The sequence below is a fragment of the Flavobacterium gyeonganense genome (assembly GCF_029625295.1).
In the GTDB taxonomy this organism is placed as follows: domain Bacteria; phylum Bacteroidota; class Bacteroidia; order Flavobacteriales; family Flavobacteriaceae; genus Flavobacterium; species Flavobacterium gyeonganense.
Genome location: NZ_CP121112.1, coordinates 1,034,156 through 1,052,192, shown reverse-complemented (window position 1 = coordinate 1,052,192; position 18,037 = coordinate 1,034,156). Strand labels below are relative to the sequence as shown.

14 protein-coding genes and 1 pseudogene are annotated in these 18,037 nt (G+C 35.3%); 8 read left to right on the top strand and 7 right to left on the bottom strand.

Annotated elements, in window-relative coordinates; translation table 11 throughout:
• Nucleotides 1-256: 256 nt before the first annotated feature.
• The 4 genes and pseudogenes from P5P89_RS04460 (at nt 257) to P5P89_RS04445 (ending at nt 4,392) form a co-directional block, all read left to right on the top strand.
• Entirely contained in the window at nt 257-862 is a 606-nt protein-coding gene (locus P5P89_RS04460) for a hypothetical protein (protein ID WP_278010918.1), read from the top strand.
• 295 nt (nt 863-1,157) lie between these two features.
• Complete coding sequence (locus P5P89_RS04455) at nt 1,158-2,078, top strand: S41 family peptidase (protein WP_278010917.1); 921 nt, start codon at nt 1,158-1,160, stop codon at nt 2,076-2,078.
• 319 nt (nt 2,079-2,397) lie between these two features.
• Nucleotides 2,398-2,760 carry a hypothetical protein gene (locus P5P89_RS04450; protein ID WP_278010916.1) on the top strand — a complete coding sequence of 121 codons (363 nt, stop codon included), beginning with the start codon at nt 2,398-2,400 and terminating at the stop codon, nt 2,758-2,760.
• A 282-nt stretch (nt 2,761-3,042) separates the two neighbouring features.
• A pseudogene (locus P5P89_RS04445) lies at nt 3,043-4,392 on the top strand (serine hydrolase domain-containing protein).
• Nucleotides 4,393-4,760: 368 nt separating this feature from the next.
• Here the strand turns inward: P5P89_RS04445 and P5P89_RS04440 are convergent.
• The 7 genes from P5P89_RS04440 to P5P89_RS04410 all read right to left on the bottom strand — a co-directional run bounded on the left by P5P89_RS04440 (nt 4,761) and on the right by P5P89_RS04410 (nt 11,220).
• Nucleotides 4,761-6,056, bottom strand: a complete 1,296-nt coding sequence (locus tag P5P89_RS04440; protein WP_278010915.1) for a cryptochrome/photolyase family protein — start codon at nt 6,054-6,056, stop codon at nt 4,761-4,763.
• A gap of 178 nt (nt 6,057-6,234) precedes the next feature.
• Entirely contained in the window at nt 6,235-6,702 is a 468-nt protein-coding gene (locus tag P5P89_RS04435) for an SRPBCC family protein (protein ID WP_278010914.1), read from the bottom strand.
• 133 nt (nt 6,703-6,835) lie between these two features.
• Nucleotides 6,836-7,276 carry a sterol desaturase family protein gene (locus P5P89_RS04430; RefSeq protein WP_278010913.1) on the bottom strand — a complete coding sequence of 147 codons (441 nt, stop codon included), beginning with the start codon at nt 7,274-7,276 and terminating at the stop codon, nt 6,836-6,838.
• 14 nt (nt 7,277-7,290) lie between these two features.
• On the bottom strand, nt 7,291-8,130 hold the full coding sequence (locus P5P89_RS04425) for a phytoene/squalene synthase family protein (RefSeq protein WP_278010912.1): 840 nt from the start codon (nt 8,128-8,130) through the stop codon (nt 7,291-7,293).
• A 10-nt stretch (nt 8,131-8,140) separates the two neighbouring features.
• A complete protein-coding gene (locus P5P89_RS04420) occupies nt 8,141-9,601 on the bottom strand; it encodes a phytoene desaturase family protein (protein WP_278010911.1) in 1,461 nt (486 codons plus the stop codon).
• 35 nt (nt 9,602-9,636) lie between these two features.
• A complete protein-coding gene (locus tag P5P89_RS04415) occupies nt 9,637-10,536 on the bottom strand; it encodes a MerR family transcriptional regulator (protein ID WP_278010910.1) in 900 nt (299 codons plus the stop codon).
• A 234-nt stretch (nt 10,537-10,770) separates the two neighbouring features.
• Entirely contained in the window at nt 10,771-11,220 is a 450-nt protein-coding gene (locus P5P89_RS04410) for a tetratricopeptide repeat protein (RefSeq protein WP_278010909.1), read from the bottom strand.
• A 356-nt stretch (nt 11,221-11,576) separates the two neighbouring features.
• Between P5P89_RS04410 and P5P89_RS04405 the strand changes: the two genes are divergently transcribed.
• The 4 genes from P5P89_RS04405 (at nt 11,577) to P5P89_RS04390 (ending at nt 17,893) form a co-directional block, all read left to right on the top strand.
• On the top strand, nt 11,577-11,930 hold the full coding sequence (locus tag P5P89_RS04405) for a hypothetical protein (RefSeq protein ID WP_278010908.1): 354 nt from the start codon (nt 11,577-11,579) through the stop codon (nt 11,928-11,930).
• A gap of 170 nt (nt 11,931-12,100) precedes the next feature.
• A complete protein-coding gene (locus P5P89_RS04400) occupies nt 12,101-13,180 on the top strand; it encodes an efflux RND transporter periplasmic adaptor subunit (RefSeq protein ID WP_278010907.1) in 1,080 nt (359 codons plus the stop codon).
• A 113-nt stretch (nt 13,181-13,293) separates the two neighbouring features.
• Nucleotides 13,294-16,461: an efflux RND transporter permease subunit gene (locus tag P5P89_RS04395; RefSeq protein WP_223681991.1), complete on the top strand. Its 3,168-nt coding sequence runs from the start codon at nt 13,294-13,296 to the stop codon at nt 16,459-16,461.
• The gene (locus tag P5P89_RS04390; RefSeq protein WP_278010906.1) at nt 16,454-17,893 is read left to right on the top strand and encodes a TolC family protein; all 1,440 of its coding nucleotides are present in this window, start codon (nt 16,454-16,456) and stop codon (nt 17,891-17,893) included. Before P5P89_RS04395 ends, P5P89_RS04390 begins: the two co-directional genes overlap by 8 nt.
• Nucleotides 17,894-18,037: the final 144 nt, after the last annotated feature.

Sequence of the window (18,037 nt, the reverse complement as noted above, 5' to 3'; positions counted from 1 at the left end):
TTCTATGCTGGAGATGCCGTTTCCATCTGGGCTAGGGCATTAGTTTTCATAAGAGGTTTTTCATGATTTATGAATCGTATTTCTTTTACAGTTTGTAAGAAAAAATAAATATATTTGGGAAAGATAATACGAAACAAAACATGCGTATTACATCCAATTTGGAATAAAATGAGTTGAATTTATGCGTATATAAACTAGTTATGCGTCAGTTTGCCACAACCCGGAGAAAAAAATTACACCAAAAACTAAAGCCAAAATGAATAAATTTATAGCCATAATCGTTTCCATTTTAATTTTGAGTTGTAATTCAAAAAACAATAAGCCAAAAATTGAAATTGTAAAAGAAACACCGAAAACAGAAATTAAATCAACGGAAAATATTATTGCAGAAAAAGCTCCTGCAATTATTTATGACACTTTAGTTTTTAATGAAAATATGAAAGGTGAATTACTAAATGAAAAATTTAAATCCGCCGAAATCAAACTTAATTTTTATAAGAAATTTATAAATCCAAAAAAGATTAATATCCTTAAAACGATAACTGAAAAACACACCAAAACTGAAATAAAATATTTAGGAATAATAAACGACTTAAATAAAGAAGACTCTTATCACGTAATAACAAATTTTCATGTTTTTGGAATTGGTCAAATGTTATCACCACGAGGAAGAAGTGAAGTTGCTTTTATTAACCAAAAAAACAATCAAATTATAATTTATGATTTAGCAATGCCTTATGATTTGCCGAAATATATTGAAAAAAACATTTTATATTTTGACAATGAAGAAACTAAAATCGGAATTTCAATTTTTGGTGGACTTGCACCAGAATTATGTATTCCGAAAATTGGGTGTAATTAAAAAACTGAACGCATAACAGCCACTACAACGATTTAAGCATTGGGCTTAATGGAAAGATGGTTTTGCATTTGGGATGATTAGGCAAATCCGAGGAATGGGCTTAATTTAGTCCCAAACCCGCTGTAGTACCAAGACGTCAGTCTGTGAAAAAAACCTCTTCAAATTTAGAAAGTATTCGGAGAGCCACCGGAGAAAAATCTCAAATATGAGATTCTCAAGAGGCAGATTTTAGTTTTTTCACAAACTGACGTTGGCGACAATTTTGGACACCACATAAATCTAAAATCATAATCGTATGAAGTATATATTTACACTATTTTTTATAATTATCCTTGGGACGAATTGTTATAGTCAAAATAAAGATAGAGAGGAGTTAAAAAAAGTATCCAAAGAGATATTGACATACATTAAAGCATACTCAATAGTTGCTGACTCCATAAACTGGAAAGAATTCCGTAGAGATATTTTGACAAAAATTACAAAATTGGATGAGGTTGATTCAAATAAAATTATTTTTTCTTCAATTCTGGATAAACTACGACAGTACGGAGATTTTCATTCTTCTTATTATGATAAGTCTAATTTAAAAAAAATAGTATCAAACGATACAACTTTAAATTATCCATCATCAAAAATTATCGATGATTCAATTGGCTATATTTTTCTACCTGCACATTTGTCGATGAATGAAAAAGATAATTTTATCTATGCCGATACATTAAGAAAACAAATTCAATTATTGGATGAAAAATATTCCATAAAAGGCTGGATTGTAGATTTAAGAGGAAATGGGGGCGGAAATATGTGGCCAATGTTAGCAGGGCTAAACCCAATTATTGAAGATGGAACTGTAGGGTATTTCGTGTCAAAAGGAAAAAGAATAAAATGGCAAAGTACTTCTAAAAACAACTATAAATGCAAAAACCTACATAACAAGATAGCAATATTAATTGATTCACTAACAGGCAGCAGTGGAGAAATGGCAGCAATATCATTGTTAGGCAGGGAAAATTCAAAATCTTTTGGAACAAAAACAAGTGGCTATACTACAGCAAATCAGAATTTTAAATTATCAAACGGGGCAATGCTTTTTTTAGCGACTGCCTATTGCGAAGATAGAACAAAGAAAAAATACATAGGAAAGATAACTCCTGATGTTGAAGTTTCAGATAACACAAAAACCATAACAAAATCTAAAGAATGGTTACTCGAATAACAATAAACTGCCTAGAACAAGGTATTGCCAAAAGCGGGGCTGAACGGCTTCGATTTGAGATTTGTCTAAGATGAAACATTTGTTCAACGGTTGAATTTTAGGGCTAAAAATCGCCAGCTTCGGCAATACCCAACCGACGTCAGGCTTTGAAAAGACTAAAATCAACGTCTTGAGAATCTCATATTTGAGATTTTTCGCCGGTAGCTCTCCGAATACTCTCTAATTTTGAAGAGTTTTTTTCACTGACTGACGTTGGCAGACATTTTAAAAAACATACATTGTAAATATTTAAACTAAATTTTAAAAAAAACAGAAGGTTATGAAAATTGAGATAAAAAAAGTAGTAATCATTATTCTTTTAGCTCTATTAAGTTATAATTGTAGTAACAACGATGAAAAAATTATTTTGGAAGATTGTGAAAAACATAATTTTGGAGTTTTGACTCTTAATTATTCTTCTAACTCAGTAAACCATAAAGTGTTTATTCTTAGCAAAGACCTTACAATCTCGAGAACTAAAACTAGTGCAATTGGAATTCTAAAAGACACTTTACATTTAAAAACGGGGTCTTATACGTTATCAATTAGTAGTTTTACTAAAGAAAATCAAGAAACCCAAATACCAGATATGTCAGTAACAACAACTAAATGTAGTGAAAGAATTATAGATGTAAAATTGTAATTAAAAAAACGATCTGCCAACAGCCGTTACAAGAGATTTGGGCATTTGGCCGAATTTAAGGATGTTTTTGTAATTGGTAAATGTGTGTATAATAGAAAAAACTCGCATCTTTAATCCCAAACCTTTTTTAACGCCAGAACGTCAGTTTTTGAAAAAACTAAAATCAACGTCTTGAGAATCTCATATTTGAGATTTTTTGCGGTAGCTCTCCGAATACTTTCTAAATTTGAAGAGGTTTTTTCACAGACTGACGTTGTGCAACATGCAAAAAAATGATACGAAATGATACGAATAAATTCAATCAGACTTATTTGCCTTTTTCTAAGTTTAAACAGTAATTGTCAAAATTTCCGTTCCGAAAAAGAATTAGATAATCTTTTTACTTCACATTTTTCGGCTAACACACCGGGTTGCTCCGCTCTCGTTTCACAAAATGGAAAAATAATTTACGAAAAAGCATTTGGAAGTGCAAATCTGGAATTAAAAGTCCCGGCGAAGCCGCAAACCATTTTCAGCTTAGCTTCCATTACAAAGCAGTTTACCGCTATTTCAATTCTTCAGTTAGTTAGCCAGGGAAAAATTGCATTATCCGATAATGTACAAAAGCACATCCCCGATTTTCCTGCCAATAATATCCTAATCGAAAACCTTTTATCGCATACTTCGGGCCTTAAAGATTATTTACAAGTTGATACAGGGCAAAAATTTGGTGAAAGATTGGATTACAAGCCGGTTGAATTGATAAACGTTTTCAGGAACCTCCCTTTGGAATATGAACCAGGAACAAAATACGCATATTGTAATTCCGACTACATCCTTTTAGGTTATATAATTGAGCAAGTAAGTGGCAAAACGTACCAGGAATATTTAAAGGAAAATATATTTGATCCTTTGGGAATGACCGATACATATTATGATAGCGATGAGACCATCATACAGAATCGCGCCTCGGGGTATTTTAAAGACGGGAAAATATATAAAAAGGCAGAATTCTGGAGCGCTACAATTGGTTATTCAGCAGGCGGTCTTCTTTCCTCTACAATTGATTTACAAAAATGGTAAAATGGCATTTTGTCTTATAAAATCTTAAAAAAAGAACTATTGGATTTGGCATTTACACCATATAAGCTTAAGGATGGAACAGTAATAAATTATGGGTTTGGCTGGAATATTACCGAATTCAATGGTATAAAGCGAATTGATCATGGCGGTGCCAAAAATGGTTTCTGTACTTATGAGGCATATTTTCCGGAACAGCAACTTTTCATGGTATTGTTATTCAATTCCGAAAGCGCACCAAGGGATGAGTTGTCAATAAAAGTTTCGGAAATCTTATTGGGTAAGTCATTACAAAAGGAGATACAGTTAAGCGATGCCGTTTTGAATTTGTATGTTGGGGTTTATAGTTTGGTTTCAGATCCGAAAAGAACGATTACGATCCGAAAAGAACGAGAAGGCATGAGCGCTACTATTTCAGGCCAGGGTTCTTTTTCCATACTTTTTCAATCGGAAACAAAATTCCAGATGAAAAACCTATCAGACATCAAATGTGAATTTAAAACGACCAATGGAAAAGTCGTAAGCATTATTGCGGAACAGCAAGGTATATTTGAATGGAGCAAGATAAAATGATGCAGGGCGCATAACAGTGGATTTGTCATTGAACTTGCCAATCATAAAGGCAAAGAATATGTGAGCTCTTGGGGTGAAATTACAGAATTTAAAAGTTAACTGCTCATCACCTAAATCAAAGAAAGAGAATATATCCAAATTCAGAAAATGAAGATAATAGCAAAGGAAGTTGGTTCAGATATGATAAAAATCTTTTTTAAATTTTGGAAATATATACGATAAGAATGCAAAAAAAGCAATGGAAAGAATTCCGTTGATGGAAAAATATTGGAGCGAAGTAAAATAAATAAGCCAGCCATCAACAGCCACTACAACGGATTTTGGCAATTGGTTTAATTTAGTCCCAAACCCGCTGTCGTTCCAAACCGTTACTTAATAATCCCATCCTTATAAGTAGCAATTGCACGATCCCTCGCAAAGGCATGATCAATCATAGGTTCGTTATAACCCAAATCAAATTCAGGAATCCATTTGCGGATGTAGATTCCTTTTTCGTCGAATTTCTTTTGCTGGATTTCCGGATTAAAAACCCTGAAATACGGAGCAGCATCACAGCCCGTTCCGGCTGCCCATTGCCAGTTTCCAACGTTGGAAGCTAATTCAAAATCCAAAAGTTTTTCGGCAAAATAAGCTTCGCCCCATTGCCAGTTGATCAATAAATGTTTGCATAAAAAACTGGCGACAACCATGCGCACACGATTGTGCATGTAACCGGTTTCATTGAGCTGTCGCATTCCGGCATCAACCATTGGATAACCTGTAGTTCCGGAACACCAGCGTTTGAAATCGTCTTCGTTATTGCGCCACTGAATCCCGTCATAAGCCGGCTTGAAATTATGATTGACACATTTCGGAAAGCTAAACAGAATCTGAATAAAGAATTCCCTCCAGATCAATTCGCTTAAAAAAGTCTGATTTTTTCGGTTGGCCCAGTTTACTAATTTTCGGATACTCACCGTTCCAAAACGCAAATGCGGAGACAAATAAGAAGTTCCATCCAAAGCGGGAAAATCCCGGATTTCCTTATAATTCCCAATCTGAGTTAAGTTATGTGGCAGCACTTTTATGGTACTTCTCTCAAAACCAATTTTGGACAATTCAGGAAATGGAAATTGTGTTTTTGCGAAGTTGCTCCATAATGGTTTGGTATCGTATTCAGGAGCTTGTCCTGCCATTTTATATTTCTCCAGCCATTTGTTTTTGTATGGCGTGTAAACCGTGTACGGAAGTCCGTCCGTTTTTGTGATTTCTTTTTCTTCAAAAATTACATGGTCTTTGAAAGAAAACGATTCAATATTATTTTGCTTTAATACTTTACCAATGGCCAGATCACGTTTGATAGCATACGGTTCATAATCTTTATTAAAAAAAACATTTTGAATGTCGAATTCAGCAATAAGCGAATTCCATACTTCAAATGTTTTTCCTTTTTTGATTAAAAGTGATGAATCAATTGTTTTAAGCTCCTTGTTTATTTTTTCAAGTGAATCATAAATAAAACTGACTCTCGCATCATTTTTTGGCAGGCTTTCCAGAATTGCATCATCAAAAATAAAAAGCGGAATCAGAGGAAAACCGGATTGCAGGGAATGAAACAAACCTGTGTTGTCTTCTAAACGCAAATCGCGTCGGAACCAGAAAAAAGAAACTTTTTGTTTTGTCATTGTATGAGTTTTCACGGAATATTTTTTAACACATAGGCACATAGATTTTAATTTCCTGAAAAGGTTATAAAAGAGAAACACATTTCTGAACACATAGCTATGTGTTTTTATACTAGTGAAACATCTTTAACCACAAAAAGAATCTATGTTTCTATGTGTTTAAGCTTAAAATCTGTAATTATAATTTCGAATTGAACAATTCCTCGATTTTGGTACGACGAAAATCAAAGATGCAATTTATCTTTTTATTTACAACTAACGCATTCATAATTCGTCCCAGAAATCCAAAAGGAATGGCGTAATGTACAATGTCGGTCATTTTAGTTCCGCCATTTTCTGCCGGTTCAAAAAAGTGTTTGTGGTGCCATAAAGCATAAGGCCCAAAACGCTGTTCATCTATGAAATATTGGTTTTCCTGAGAAACGGTAATGATGGTTACCCAATTTATTTTTATTCCGAACAAAGGTTTTAACGTATAGCTTATAATTTGTCCGGGATACATGCGCTTTCCATCAAAATCCTGAATTTCGAAGCTCATATTCTTGGGTGTGATGGTTTGAAGGTTTTCTGGGCTCGAAAAAAAGTCCCAGCATTCTTCAATAGTGGCGTTAAGATGCTGAACGGTTTCTATTTTATATATTTTCATAGACTTGATTAGAGAGAATTTCCTGATTTACGAATGCGTTAGGGGTTGCAGTGGAGCTCTCCCGATTTTTTATCGGGAAGTGGGAACGGAAAACCCGACACCGCTTTTTCTGCAGGGTAACGCCCAAATCATTTTACATTTTATAATATTTGAAAGGGACGAATAACATTCCAAAACATTCCCCGTGTTCTTTTCCTAAATGTTTATGGTGGATTTTATGTGCTTTTCGCAGGCCAACAAGATATCTGTTTTTGGTGTTTTTGAACCATTTAAAACGCTGGTGGATCAATACATCGTGAATTAAAAAATAACAGATACCATATGTTGTAATGCCACAGGCTACAAAAAATAAATAATTGAAACCACCCTGGACTCCAAAGTAAAACAGCACAATACTCGGAATGGCGAAAATAACAAAGAAGATATCGTTCCGCTCAAAAGTATGTTCGTATTTAGGCTGATGATGGTCTGCGTGAAAATACCACATTAATCCGTGCATAATGTACTTGTGCGTGAGCCAGGTAACACATTCCATGAACAGAAAAACACCTAAAAAGATTAAAAAAGAAATCATTTATATTTTGTTTTTTAGACTAATTTTAATTTGTAAGTTACAAAAGACTGGGCCAAAAGACCTGCTTTAGTGTAATTTGAAACACGGATTCTTGAATTTCCAATTTCGGAGCAGGGTGTGTTTTTAAGCTTTTTCAGTAGTTTTTTATAATAGACAAAAGCAGTGTAAACCCCAAATTTAGCTTCAATTGGAAGCTTTACGATTCCCTGATACGCAACTCTGAAATCTTCTTCAATTTCGTTGATGATGGCTGTTTTTGCATTTTCATCGAATGAATTCAGATTAACTCCCGGAAAATAATTTCGGTTCAAAACAAGATTGTCATCTTTTAAATCCCGTAGAAAATTCACTTTTTGAAAAGCTGATCCTAATCGCATAGCTTCATTTTTGAGCTGCTCATATTTTTGATTATTTCCCTTCACGAAAACTTTCAGGCACATTAAGCCTACAACATCAGCTGAACCGTAAATGTAATCTTCATATTCGGTCTGGGTGTTGTAGTTTGATTTAATGAGGTCAAGTTTCATGCTTTTTAAAAAAGCCTGAACCAGATCGTCAGTAATATTGTATTGTTTTACAGTATGCTGAAAAGAATTAAGAATTGGGTTGAGGCTGATTCCTAATTGTTTTGCTTTGTAATATTCTTTTTCGAAATCGTCAATAAGGTATTCTTTCTCATAGTCATGAAAAGAATCTACAATTTCATCAGCAAAGCGCACAAAGCCATAAATGCTGTAAATGGCATCGCGAATGCTTGGTGCCAGCATGTGTACGGCAAGCGAAAAAGAAGTGCTGTAGTTTTTGGTAACCAGCTTACTGCATTTGAAAGAAACGGTGTCGAATAATGATTTCATTTTTTAAGATCTAAAGTGATTTTTGAATTAACTCAGCAACCAGTTTTCCTGAAATTAAAGCAGGCGGAACCCCTGGGCCAGGGACTGTTAATTGTCCTGTAAAATATAAATTACGTACTTTTTTGCTTTTTAGTTTTGGCCTTAAAAAAGCGGTTTGTAATAAGGTATTTGCCATTCCGTAAGCATTTCCTTTGTAAGCATTATAATCCGCTACAAAATCGTTTTTACAGAATGATTTCTTAAATATAATATTATTTTTTATTTTTTGTTGTGTAATCTGCTCAAAACGAGTGATGATTTTTTCAAAATATTTTTCCCTAAGTGCTTCACTGTCATTTATTCCCGGTGCTAGCGGAATTAAAAAGAAACCCGTTTCCATTCCTTCAGGTGCTGCTGTCAGATCTGTTTTTGATGGAAAGTTAGCATAAAACAATGGGGCATCAGGCCATTTTGGGTCATCATAAATATCAGCTGCATGCTGATTGAAATCGACATCAAAGAATAAGGCATGATGCGTTATGTTTTCTATTTTTTTATCAAAACCTACAAAAAACAGAAGCGAAGAAGGTGCAAAAACACGGCTCTCCCAATAGTTGTCAGAATAGGCGCGATGTTCTTTTTCGAGTAAAGTTTCGGTATGCTGGTAATCGGCACCGCTTAAAATAATGTCAGACTGGATTGTTTTTCCGTTCACTACAATTCCTGTTGCAGTTTTATTTTCTACAATTATTTTTTCAATTCCGGAGTTGGTTTTGATTGTCACGCCTAATTCTAAAGCCAGCTTTTCGATCCCGCGAACCACATCAAACATCCCTGTTTTAGGATGCCAGGTGCCTAAACCAAAATCGGCGTAATTCATGAAATTGTAAAACGAAGGGGTTTTGGAAGGTTTTGCACCCAGAAACAAAACCGGGAATTCCAAAATCTGGATCAGTCTTTCATTTTTGAATTCTTTTCGGATATCAGAGCTAACGTTGCTAAGGAACTGATTAAGTTTTAAAACAGTTTTTGGTGTTATTAATTCTAAAGGAGAAACTCCGGGACGATATACCAGATCTTTTATGGCAATATCATAATTGCTTTTAGCCTCATTGATAAAACTCTGAAGCTTTTGTCCGCTTCCTTTTTCGATGTTCTCGAAAGTAGATTTTATTGCTTCAAGATTGTCGCAGATATTTATAAAATCATCAATGCCAAAATAAACCCGATAAGCAGGATTTAATTTAATAAGCTCATAATAATCCGATTGTTTTTTGTCGAAATCCTGAAAGAATCGTTCAAAAACATCCGGCATCCAGTACCAGCTAGGCCCCATATCAAAGGTAAAACCGTTGCTTTTCAATTGTCTTGCCCTTCCGCCAATCGAATCATTTTTTTCGTAAATTGTGACAGTATGGCCTTGTTTTGCCAGATAGCAGGAAGCTGCTAAGGCTGAGAATCCGGAGCCTATTATGGAGATAGTTTTTTTCATTTGTCTAACAAATGTACAAAAACTTTAAACAAAAATTATATTTTTTGAAGCGTTTCTTCCATGGTGTCAAAAACAAAAGTTCTATCAGAAAGATTTTTTCGTTCAATGTTTTCTGTCATTTTGCCTATCAGCCAAATTTCATTGCTTTTTAAAAGTAATTTTTGTTCCATTGTTTTTACATACTGATTCACAATACCGCGGTCAGGCTGCACAGTCATAAAAGTTACAAATGTGATGGTATTGAAATGTCTGGTAAGATCCTCCAGGTTTTCTATTGGCATACTTTCGCCCAGATAAATACTTTTATAACCCTGAAGTAAAATTTCGTATTGAAGATACAGTAATCCTATTTGATGAATTTCATTCAATGGTAATGAAAGTACAAATACTTTATCTGTTTTGGTGGGTTTCAGAATTTGAAGTTCTTCGGTGTAAATTAATATTTTTTGTTTGATCAGATGGCTCATGAAATGTTCATTTGCCGGGCTGATGGTTTGTGATTGCCATAAAAGTCCTAATTCTTTCAGCAGAGGAAGAAAATGCTCTTTAAAAACCTGCTGAAATGATTTTTCAGAAATCAGCCAGTCAAAGGTGTTAAAAAAAAGCTCCTGATCGAAATTCATCATAGCCATCTTAAACGAATTGATGGCATAGTTTTGCGAATTTTTCATAGAAATAATTTCACGAACTAATTGAGGAATTTTTTCTTCAGGAAAAGTGGCTATTTTAGATATTTTGTAACCGTACTCATGCAGCAATGTAATGTTGAGCAGTTTTTGCAGACTGATCAGATTATAAAGCCTGATATTGGTATCTGTTCGCATTGGTTCCAGAATATTATATCTTTTCTCCCATATGCGGATAGTATGTGCTTTAATGCCAGATAAGTTTTCCAGATCTTTTATGCTGAAAACGGTTTTTATATTGTTTGTCATTTTTTGTTATTGGATGAACAAAAATAGAATAAAATCTGATAACATTTAAAACCGGATCAAAATGTAAAGATTTAAAAAATTAAGGTTTAAAAAGGCGATTTTACAGCTGTAATAGATTTGAATTTATATAAAAAAAGCAATCTGTAACTTGTACAGATTGCTTTGGTATGTTTGCTATTATATTTTATTTACAGAAAGTAGCCCTATTTTTAATAGCGCTCTGGCTGCCTAATTCTATTGCTTTTGAGAAATCTTTACAGCAATTTTTTTGTCGCCTGATTTGTTATAGGCTAAGGCTCTAAGATTATAAGATACATAATCTTTTGGGTTTAGCATAATGGAATAAGAACAATCTTTAATAACATCAGGATAATTTAATAGTTTGTAATTTACATTTGCTCTTCCTGTATAGGCATCGGCATTCATGTTATCTAACTCTATGGTTTTGTTAAAATCAGCCAAAGCGCCCGTGAAATCGTTTAGCTTGAATTTGGCTACACCACGGTTCTGATAGGCTTCTACAAATTTTGAATTCATACTGATTGCCTTTGTGTAGTCTGCAATGGCGCCTTTTGTGTTACCGGCTTCAGCTTTCTTCATTGCTTTGTCGAAATAACCAGTTGCTGATTGTGACCATACTGAACAGGTCGCCATAAAAAATAAAGTAAGTAATACGTGTTTCATAAAAACTAATTTGGGGTTAATTGATATTTGTTAAACGAATATAGAAATATTTTATTTGTAAGAGAAGTTCTTTTACCCAAAAATAGACTGAATTGAAGAAATAATTTTGTGTTTTTAAGTTATTTAAATGATAACCAGTGGTTAAAAAATGAAAAAGGATTTATTTGACAACGAAAAAAGTCTTCTATTTTTTACAAATTAAATCTGAAAATTAATTTGTTAAATTTTTAATGGGCGAAAGAAAACGTTTTAGTTGGTTTATAGTTGTTAAACCTTATTAAAATTTATTTTTTTGTTTCAATTCTTTCCTTACTTTCGCAACCAATATGAGAAGAATAATTATATTTCTGGTATTTATGAATTTCCTTCTGCTGGGCGGAGGGCAATATATCAATGCCGGTACCCATCAAAATTCTTCATCTCACAATTATGAGCATAAACACCGTGTAAAATATATCACCCACGAACAGGGAACTTCTATAATTGAAGAAGCCGATCTTGATCTGGATGAGGAATTTCTGGGAGGCGATGCTCTTAAAAATGATTTAGGCGGCAAAATTTTTGCTGCAAATTATAGTCTGCTTGATAATTGGTATCTGACATTCTCAGATCAGATTACTGTAAATTATCACCGTTATTTCAAATTCTTTGTGCCATTCTGTGGCTATTCAAATCCTATTTACATTACGCAGCGCGTTTTAAGAATCTGATAAATACGTATACATCGGTTGCCTGAGTTATGAACATTCATATCTCGTGATGTATATTTTTACTTCTTCACATGGGATAGTTCTGTTCTGACTATGGTTACTGATGCTTTTTACCTCTAAAGGAATTTTTTATTCCAAGCATTCAATCGCTTAATTTCCATACTTAAATCATGAAAAGAATTATTTTCACAGGCTTAATTGCCTTAGTGTGCCTAACCAGTTGTACATCTAAAAAAGAAGAAAAAGAGGAAGCAGAAAAATTTACAGTAACCAATCCTGTAAAAATTGACACTTCATTTACCAAAGAATATGTTTCACAGATTCGTTCTGTACGAAACATCGAAATCCGCGCCCAGGAGAAAGGGTTTTTGCAAAATATTTATGTTGATGAAGGGCAGTTTGTAAAAGCAGGTCAGTTATTATTCAGAATTATGCCCAACATGTATCAGGCAGAATTGCTAAAAGCGCAGGCAGAACAAAAGTCTGCAGAAATTGAAGTTTTAAATGCAAAGACCCTGGCAGATAAAAATATCGTATCTAAAAACGAACTAAGTGTTGCCCAGGCAAAACTGCAGTCGGCAAAAGCAGAAGTGGCACTGGCTAAACTTCATTTGTCATTTACCGAAATCAAAGCGCCTTTTGACGGAACGATCGACCGTATTCCGTTAAAATTAGGAAGTCTTATTGATGAAGGAGAATTGATGACCAGCCTTTCAGATAACTCTCAGATGTTTGCTTATTTTAATGTCTCTGAGCCGGAATACCTGCAATATCAAACCGATGTAAAAGACCGTGCAGAAACAAAAGTAGGGCTACTTTTGGCCAACGGAGAACCTTTTAAGTACAAAGGAAATGTTGAGGTTATAGAAAGTGAATTTAATAACGAAACCGGAAATATTGCTTTTAGGGCAAGGTTTGCTAATAATTCAAAATTACTTAGAAACGGAGAAACCGGGAAGGTTCAGATGCTGGTTCCTTTAAAAAATGCTATTGTGATTCCACAAAAAGCGACTTACGAAATTCAGGATAAAAAATACGTGTTTATTGTCGATAAGAGCAATAAGGTAAGCGCAAAAGAAATTACGATTACTGGTGAAATTCCGGATTTATATGTTGTAAGCAGCGGACTGACAGAAAATGATAAAATTTTACTTGAAGGTGTTCAGAAAGTAAAAGAAGGAGATAAAATCAATTACGTTTATATCGCTCCGCAAAAGGTAATCAACAATTTAAGACTAAAAGCAGAATAGTTTTTTGTTTTTGTTGTGTAAAGTTTCAGGTTTCAAGTTGAGCTTAACCTGAAACTTTAAACCTGAAACAATTTTAAACTTTTTTTTAGTTCAATCATAAAAAAAATAAACAGATGTTTAATAAATTTATTCAAAGACCTGTTCTTTCGATAGTAATATCGTTGATAATTGTCTTTTTAGGGGTCTTATCGGTATTGAGTTTGCCAATTACCCAATTCCCTACCATTTCACCTCCAATGGTGAATGTTACTGCAGACTATCCTGGGTCTAACGGAGAATTGATGGTTAAGGCGGTTGTTATTCCTTTGGAAAGAGCCTTAAACGGAGTTCCCGGAATGAAATATATGGCTTCAGATGCCGGAAACGATGGTGAAGCAACAATAAAAGTAGTTTTTAACTTAGGTACAGATCCTAACCAGGCGGCAATTAACGTTCAGAACCGTGTGGCTTCTGTTACCAATAAACTTCCTCCTTTGGTAATTCGTGAAGGTATAAAAATTACCAGAGAAGTACCAAGTATGCTGATGTACGTGAACCTTTACAGTACAGACCCAAATACCGACATGAAGTTTTTATACAACTATGCCGATATTAACGTACTTTCTGAATTAAAAAGGGTAAACGGTATTGGTTCCGGAGATATCTTAGGAACACGTGAATATGCCATGCGTATCTGGCTGAAACCGGATCGTATGCTGGCTTATAAAATTTCTGCAGACGAGGTAATGGAAGCTTTATCAAGTCAGAGTTTGGAGGCTTCTCCGGGTAAAACAGGGGAAAGTTCAGGAAAACGTTCTCAGGCATTTGAATATGTATTGAAATATTCCGGCCGTTTTACTACAAAAGAACAATATGAGAACATTGTCGTAAAATCAAATCCAAACGGAGAGCTTTTACGTTTGAAAGATATTGCAAAAGTAGAGTTTGGAAGCTCGATGTATGATATTTATTCGAATTTGAACGGAAAACCATCAGCTGCGATTGTATTGAAACAATCTTTTGGGAGTAATGCCAATCAGGTTATTGAAGAAGTAAAAGCCAAGCTGGAAAAAATCAAGCAAAGATTTCCAAAAGGAATGGATTATGAAATTTCATATGACGTTTCTAAATTCCTTGACGCTTCTATCGAAAAAGTAATTCACACGTTGGTTGAAGCGTTTATTCTGGTAGGATTAGTTGTTTTTCTTTTCTTAGGAGACTGGCGTTCAACGGTTATTCCGGCCATTGCGGTTCCGGTATCGCTGGTAGGTACCTTTGTGTTCATGACATTTTTCGATATTTCGCTGAACTTAATTACTTTATTTGCTTTGGTATTAGCAATCGGGGTCGTCGTCGATGATGCGATTGTGGTTATCGAAGCCGTTCACGCCAAGATGGAAGAAGAACATCTGTCGCCATTTAAGGCTACTAAAAAAGCAATGCACGAAATTGCGGGGGCAATCATTGCAATTACTTTTCTTATGGCGGCAGTATTTATTCCGGTAGCGTTTATGTCGGGGCCTGTTGGAGTATTCTACAGACAATTTTCAGTTACCATGGCCACAGCAATTATTCTTTCGGGTATTGTGGCATTGACCCTGACTCCGGCTTTGTGTGCGATGATGTTAAAAAACAATCATGGTAAACCTAAGAAAAAAACTCTTGCTGACCGGTTTATCGATGGTTTCAACAACAAGTTTAATCTGGCGCAGGGCAAGTACCAAAATTTATTAGGTAAAATTGTCAACAGAAGGGTGGTTACCATAGTGGCGCTTTTAGGATTTTGTGCCGGAACATGGTTAATAAGCAGTAACGTGCCTTCCGGATTTATTCCAAATGAGGACCAGGGAATGTTTTATGCGGTTATCCAGACACCACCAGGATCTTCATTAGAAAGAACCAACAATATTGCAGAGAGAGTTCAAAAAATTGCAGAACATATTGATGGAGTAAAATCGGTTTCTTCATTAGCAGGTTATGAAATCCTCTCAGAAGGTACAGGAGCAAACTCAGGTACTTGTTTGGTGAATCTAAAAGACTGGAGTGAAAGAAAAGAATCTGTTCTGGAGATTATGCATGAAATGGAGGAAGAATGCAAAGATATCGCAGGAGCTAATATCGAGTTTTTCCAACCGCCAGCTGTACCTGGTTATGGAGCTGCCGGAGGATTTGAGCTTCGTTTGTTAGATAAAACAGGCTCTGGGGATTATAAGAGAATGGAGCAGGTAAACAACGATTTTGTGGCTGAATTAAACAAACAGCCTGAATTATCCAATGTGTTTAGTTTTTACAGTGCCAGTTTCCCTCAATTTATGATGAAAGTAGACAATGACCTAGCACAGCAGAAAGGGGTTTCAATCGAAAACGCCATGAATTCCCTGTCGACTCTTGTGGGTAGTAATTATGAAATCAGTTTTATCAAATTTGGAATTAACTATAAAGTAATCGTTCAGGCTTCACCGGAATATCGTGCCCAGCCAGATGATATTTTGAAGTTGTATGTGAAAAACAATCGTGATGAGATGGTGCCGTATTCTGCTTTTATGAAACTGGAAAAAGTATATGGACTTTCAGAGATTACACGTCATAATATGTACACTTCTACACAGATCAGTGGTTCTCCGGCTGCAGGTTACAGTTCCGGTACTGCGATTAAGGTGATTCAGGAAGTAGCTGCGAAAAAATTACCAAGAGGATATGATATTGACTGGGCGGGAATCTCTGCCGATGAGGTAGCACAAGGTAATCAGGCAATCTGGGTATTCTTAATTTGTTTAGGATTCGTATACCTGGTTCTTGCAGCTCAGTACGAAAGTTTTATTCTGCCATTATCAGTAATTCTTTCTCTTCCTGCCGGTATTTTTGGTGCTTTCCTTTTACTGCAGATTGCAGGATTAGAAAACAACATTTATGCGCAGGTAGCGATGGTTATGCTTATTGGATTATTAGGTAAAAATGCCGTATTGATTGTAGAGTTTGCAATCCAGAGACATGCTGCAGGCAAAACGGTTTTAGAAGCTGCGATGGAAGGTGCAAAGGCAAGGTTCCGTCCTATTTTGATGACTTCATTCGCATTTATTGCCGGACTAATACCGCTTGTTTTTGCCACTGGTCCGGGAAAAATTGGTAACCGAACTATTGGTACTGCAGCAGCAGGAGGTATGTTAATCGGGACGATTTGCGGAGTATTCGTAATTCCGGGCTTGTATTACATCTTTGCTAAAATTGCCGAGAAGCATAAACTGGTAAAACATGAAGAAGAAAATCCATTAACTGAAGAAATTGACAACAATCATGTATAAATTCAAAGCATATCAATATAGTATTGCATTAGGTCTTTGTCTTGCTGTAGTGGGCTGTAAAGCCCCTGTAGCCGAGACTGCAACGGCAAGTTCTCCTGTTCCGGAATCTTTTGGAGCAGTCAAAAATCTGGATACAGTCAATACGGGGTCCATGAAGTGGAGAACATTTTTTAAGGATCAAAATCTGATTGACTTAATTGATACAGCCTTAAAAAACAATCAGGAACTAAACATTACTTTGCAGGAAATCGAAATTGCAAAAAATGATATTCGTGTTAAAAAAGGACTTTTACTGCCATCTGTAGGTGTACGCGCAGGAGCAGGAGTAGAAAAAGTAGGGCGCTACACCAGTCAGGGTGCGGGTGATGCCACTACAGAAATTAAACCAGGTGTAGAAATGCCAGATCCTTTAGGAGATTTTACCATTGCTGCTTATGCTAATTGGGAAGTAGATATCTGGAAAAAATTGCGCAATTCTAAAAAAGCGGCACTAAACCGCTATCTGGCAACTGTAGAAGGCAAAAACTTTGTGATCACCAATCTGATTGCTGAGGTAGCCGATTCGTATTACGAATTATTAGCTTTAGACAGTCAGCTTGATATTGTAAAACAGACTATCGAATTGCAGACAAATGCTTTAGAAATTGTAAAAATTCAAAAGCAGGCTGCCAGAGCTACAGAACTTGGCGTGCAGAAATTTCAGGCTGAGGTTTTGACTTCTAAAAGTTTAGAGTTTGATATTCTTCAGAAAATTAAAGAAAATGAGAATAAAATAAATTTCTTATTAGGAAGATATCCACAGGAAGTGAAGAGAACGAACACTAACTTTTTAACTTTATTGCCTGCAGAAGTAAAATCCGGAATTCCATCTCAGTTATTGATGAACCGTCCCGATGTGAAACAAGCCGAATTAGAATTGGTAGCGGCCAAATTAGATGTAAAAGTAGCCCGTGCCGAGTTTTATCCTTCATTGGATATTTCGGCAGCATTTGGTGTACAGGCTTTTAAACCGTCTTATTTGTTTACGTTTCCGGAATCTATCTTGTACTCGCTGGCAGGAGATCTTGCAGCACCGCTGATCAACAGAAATGCTATCAAAGCAGAGTTTTCAAGTGCCAATGCCAGACAGCTTCAGGCGTTGTACAACTACGACCGTACGATCTTGAATGCCTATCTGGAAGTTTCGAATCAGCTTTCTAAAATTGATAATTTACAAAAAAGCTACGACTTAAAATCACAGCAGGTTGATGCCTTAAATAAATCGATTGAGGTTTCGAATGATTTGTTTAAATCGGCAAGAGTAGATTATTTCGAAGTTTTGATGACACAGCGTGATGCTTTAGAATCAAAATTAGAATTGATAGACACCAAAAAAGAACAGCTCAACGCAGCAGTCTATGTCTACAAAGACTTAGGCGGTGGCTGGAAATAATATCATTTTTTTTATTAATAGTTGTAGGATTGAACCTCCCGGAAAAGTTATAATTTTCGGGAGGTTTTTTTTTGAAAGATTTTGGACAGAATTTGCGGCACGAATCTTGTAGTATAAATATTACTATAATATTTTAACAATAAT

Bases quoted from the DNA above. Each gene is read 5' to 3' on its own strand.
- P5P89_RS04395 (WP_223681991.1), top strand. From the start codon at position 13,294: ATGTTTAATAAATTTATTCAAAGACCTGTTCTTTCGATAGTAATATCG.
- P5P89_RS04400 (WP_278010907.1), top strand. From the start codon at position 12,101: ATGAAAAGAATTATTTTCACAGGCTTAATTGCCTTAGTGTGCCTAACC.
- P5P89_RS04430 (WP_278010913.1), bottom strand. From the start codon at position 7,276: ATGATTTCTTTTTTAATCTTTTTAGGTGTTTTTCTGTTCATGGAATGT.
- P5P89_RS04450 (WP_278010916.1), top strand. From the start codon at position 2,398: ATGAAAATTGAGATAAAAAAAGTAGTAATCATTATTCTTTTAGCTCTA.
- P5P89_RS04410 (WP_278010909.1), bottom strand. From the start codon at position 11,220: ATGAAACACGTATTACTTACTTTATTTTTTATGGCGACCTGTTCAGTA.
- P5P89_RS04420 (WP_278010911.1), bottom strand. From the start codon at position 9,601: ATGAAAAAAACTATCTCCATAATAGGCTCCGGATTCTCAGCCTTAGCA.
- P5P89_RS04455 (WP_278010917.1), top strand. From the start codon at position 1,158: ATGAAGTATATATTTACACTATTTTTTATAATTATCCTTGGGACGAAT.
- P5P89_RS04435 (WP_278010914.1), bottom strand. From the start codon at position 6,702: ATGAAAATATATAAAATAGAAACCGTTCAGCATCTTAACGCCACTATT.
- P5P89_RS04390 (WP_278010906.1), top strand. From the start codon at position 16,454: ATGTATAAATTCAAAGCATATCAATATAGTATTGCATTAGGTCTTTGT.
- P5P89_RS04405 (WP_278010908.1), top strand. From the start codon at position 11,577: ATGAATTTCCTTCTGCTGGGCGGAGGGCAATATATCAATGCCGGTACC.
- P5P89_RS04415 (WP_278010910.1), bottom strand. From the start codon at position 10,536: ATGACAAACAATATAAAAACCGTTTTCAGCATAAAAGATCTGGAAAAC.
- P5P89_RS04460 (WP_278010918.1), top strand. From the start codon at position 257: ATGAATAAATTTATAGCCATAATCGTTTCCATTTTAATTTTGAGTTGT.
- P5P89_RS04425 (WP_278010912.1), bottom strand. From the start codon at position 8,130: ATGAAATCATTATTCGACACCGTTTCTTTCAAATGCAGTAAGCTGGTT.
- P5P89_RS04440 (WP_278010915.1), bottom strand. From the start codon at position 6,056: ATGACAAAACAAAAAGTTTCTTTTTTCTGGTTCCGACGCGATTTGCGT.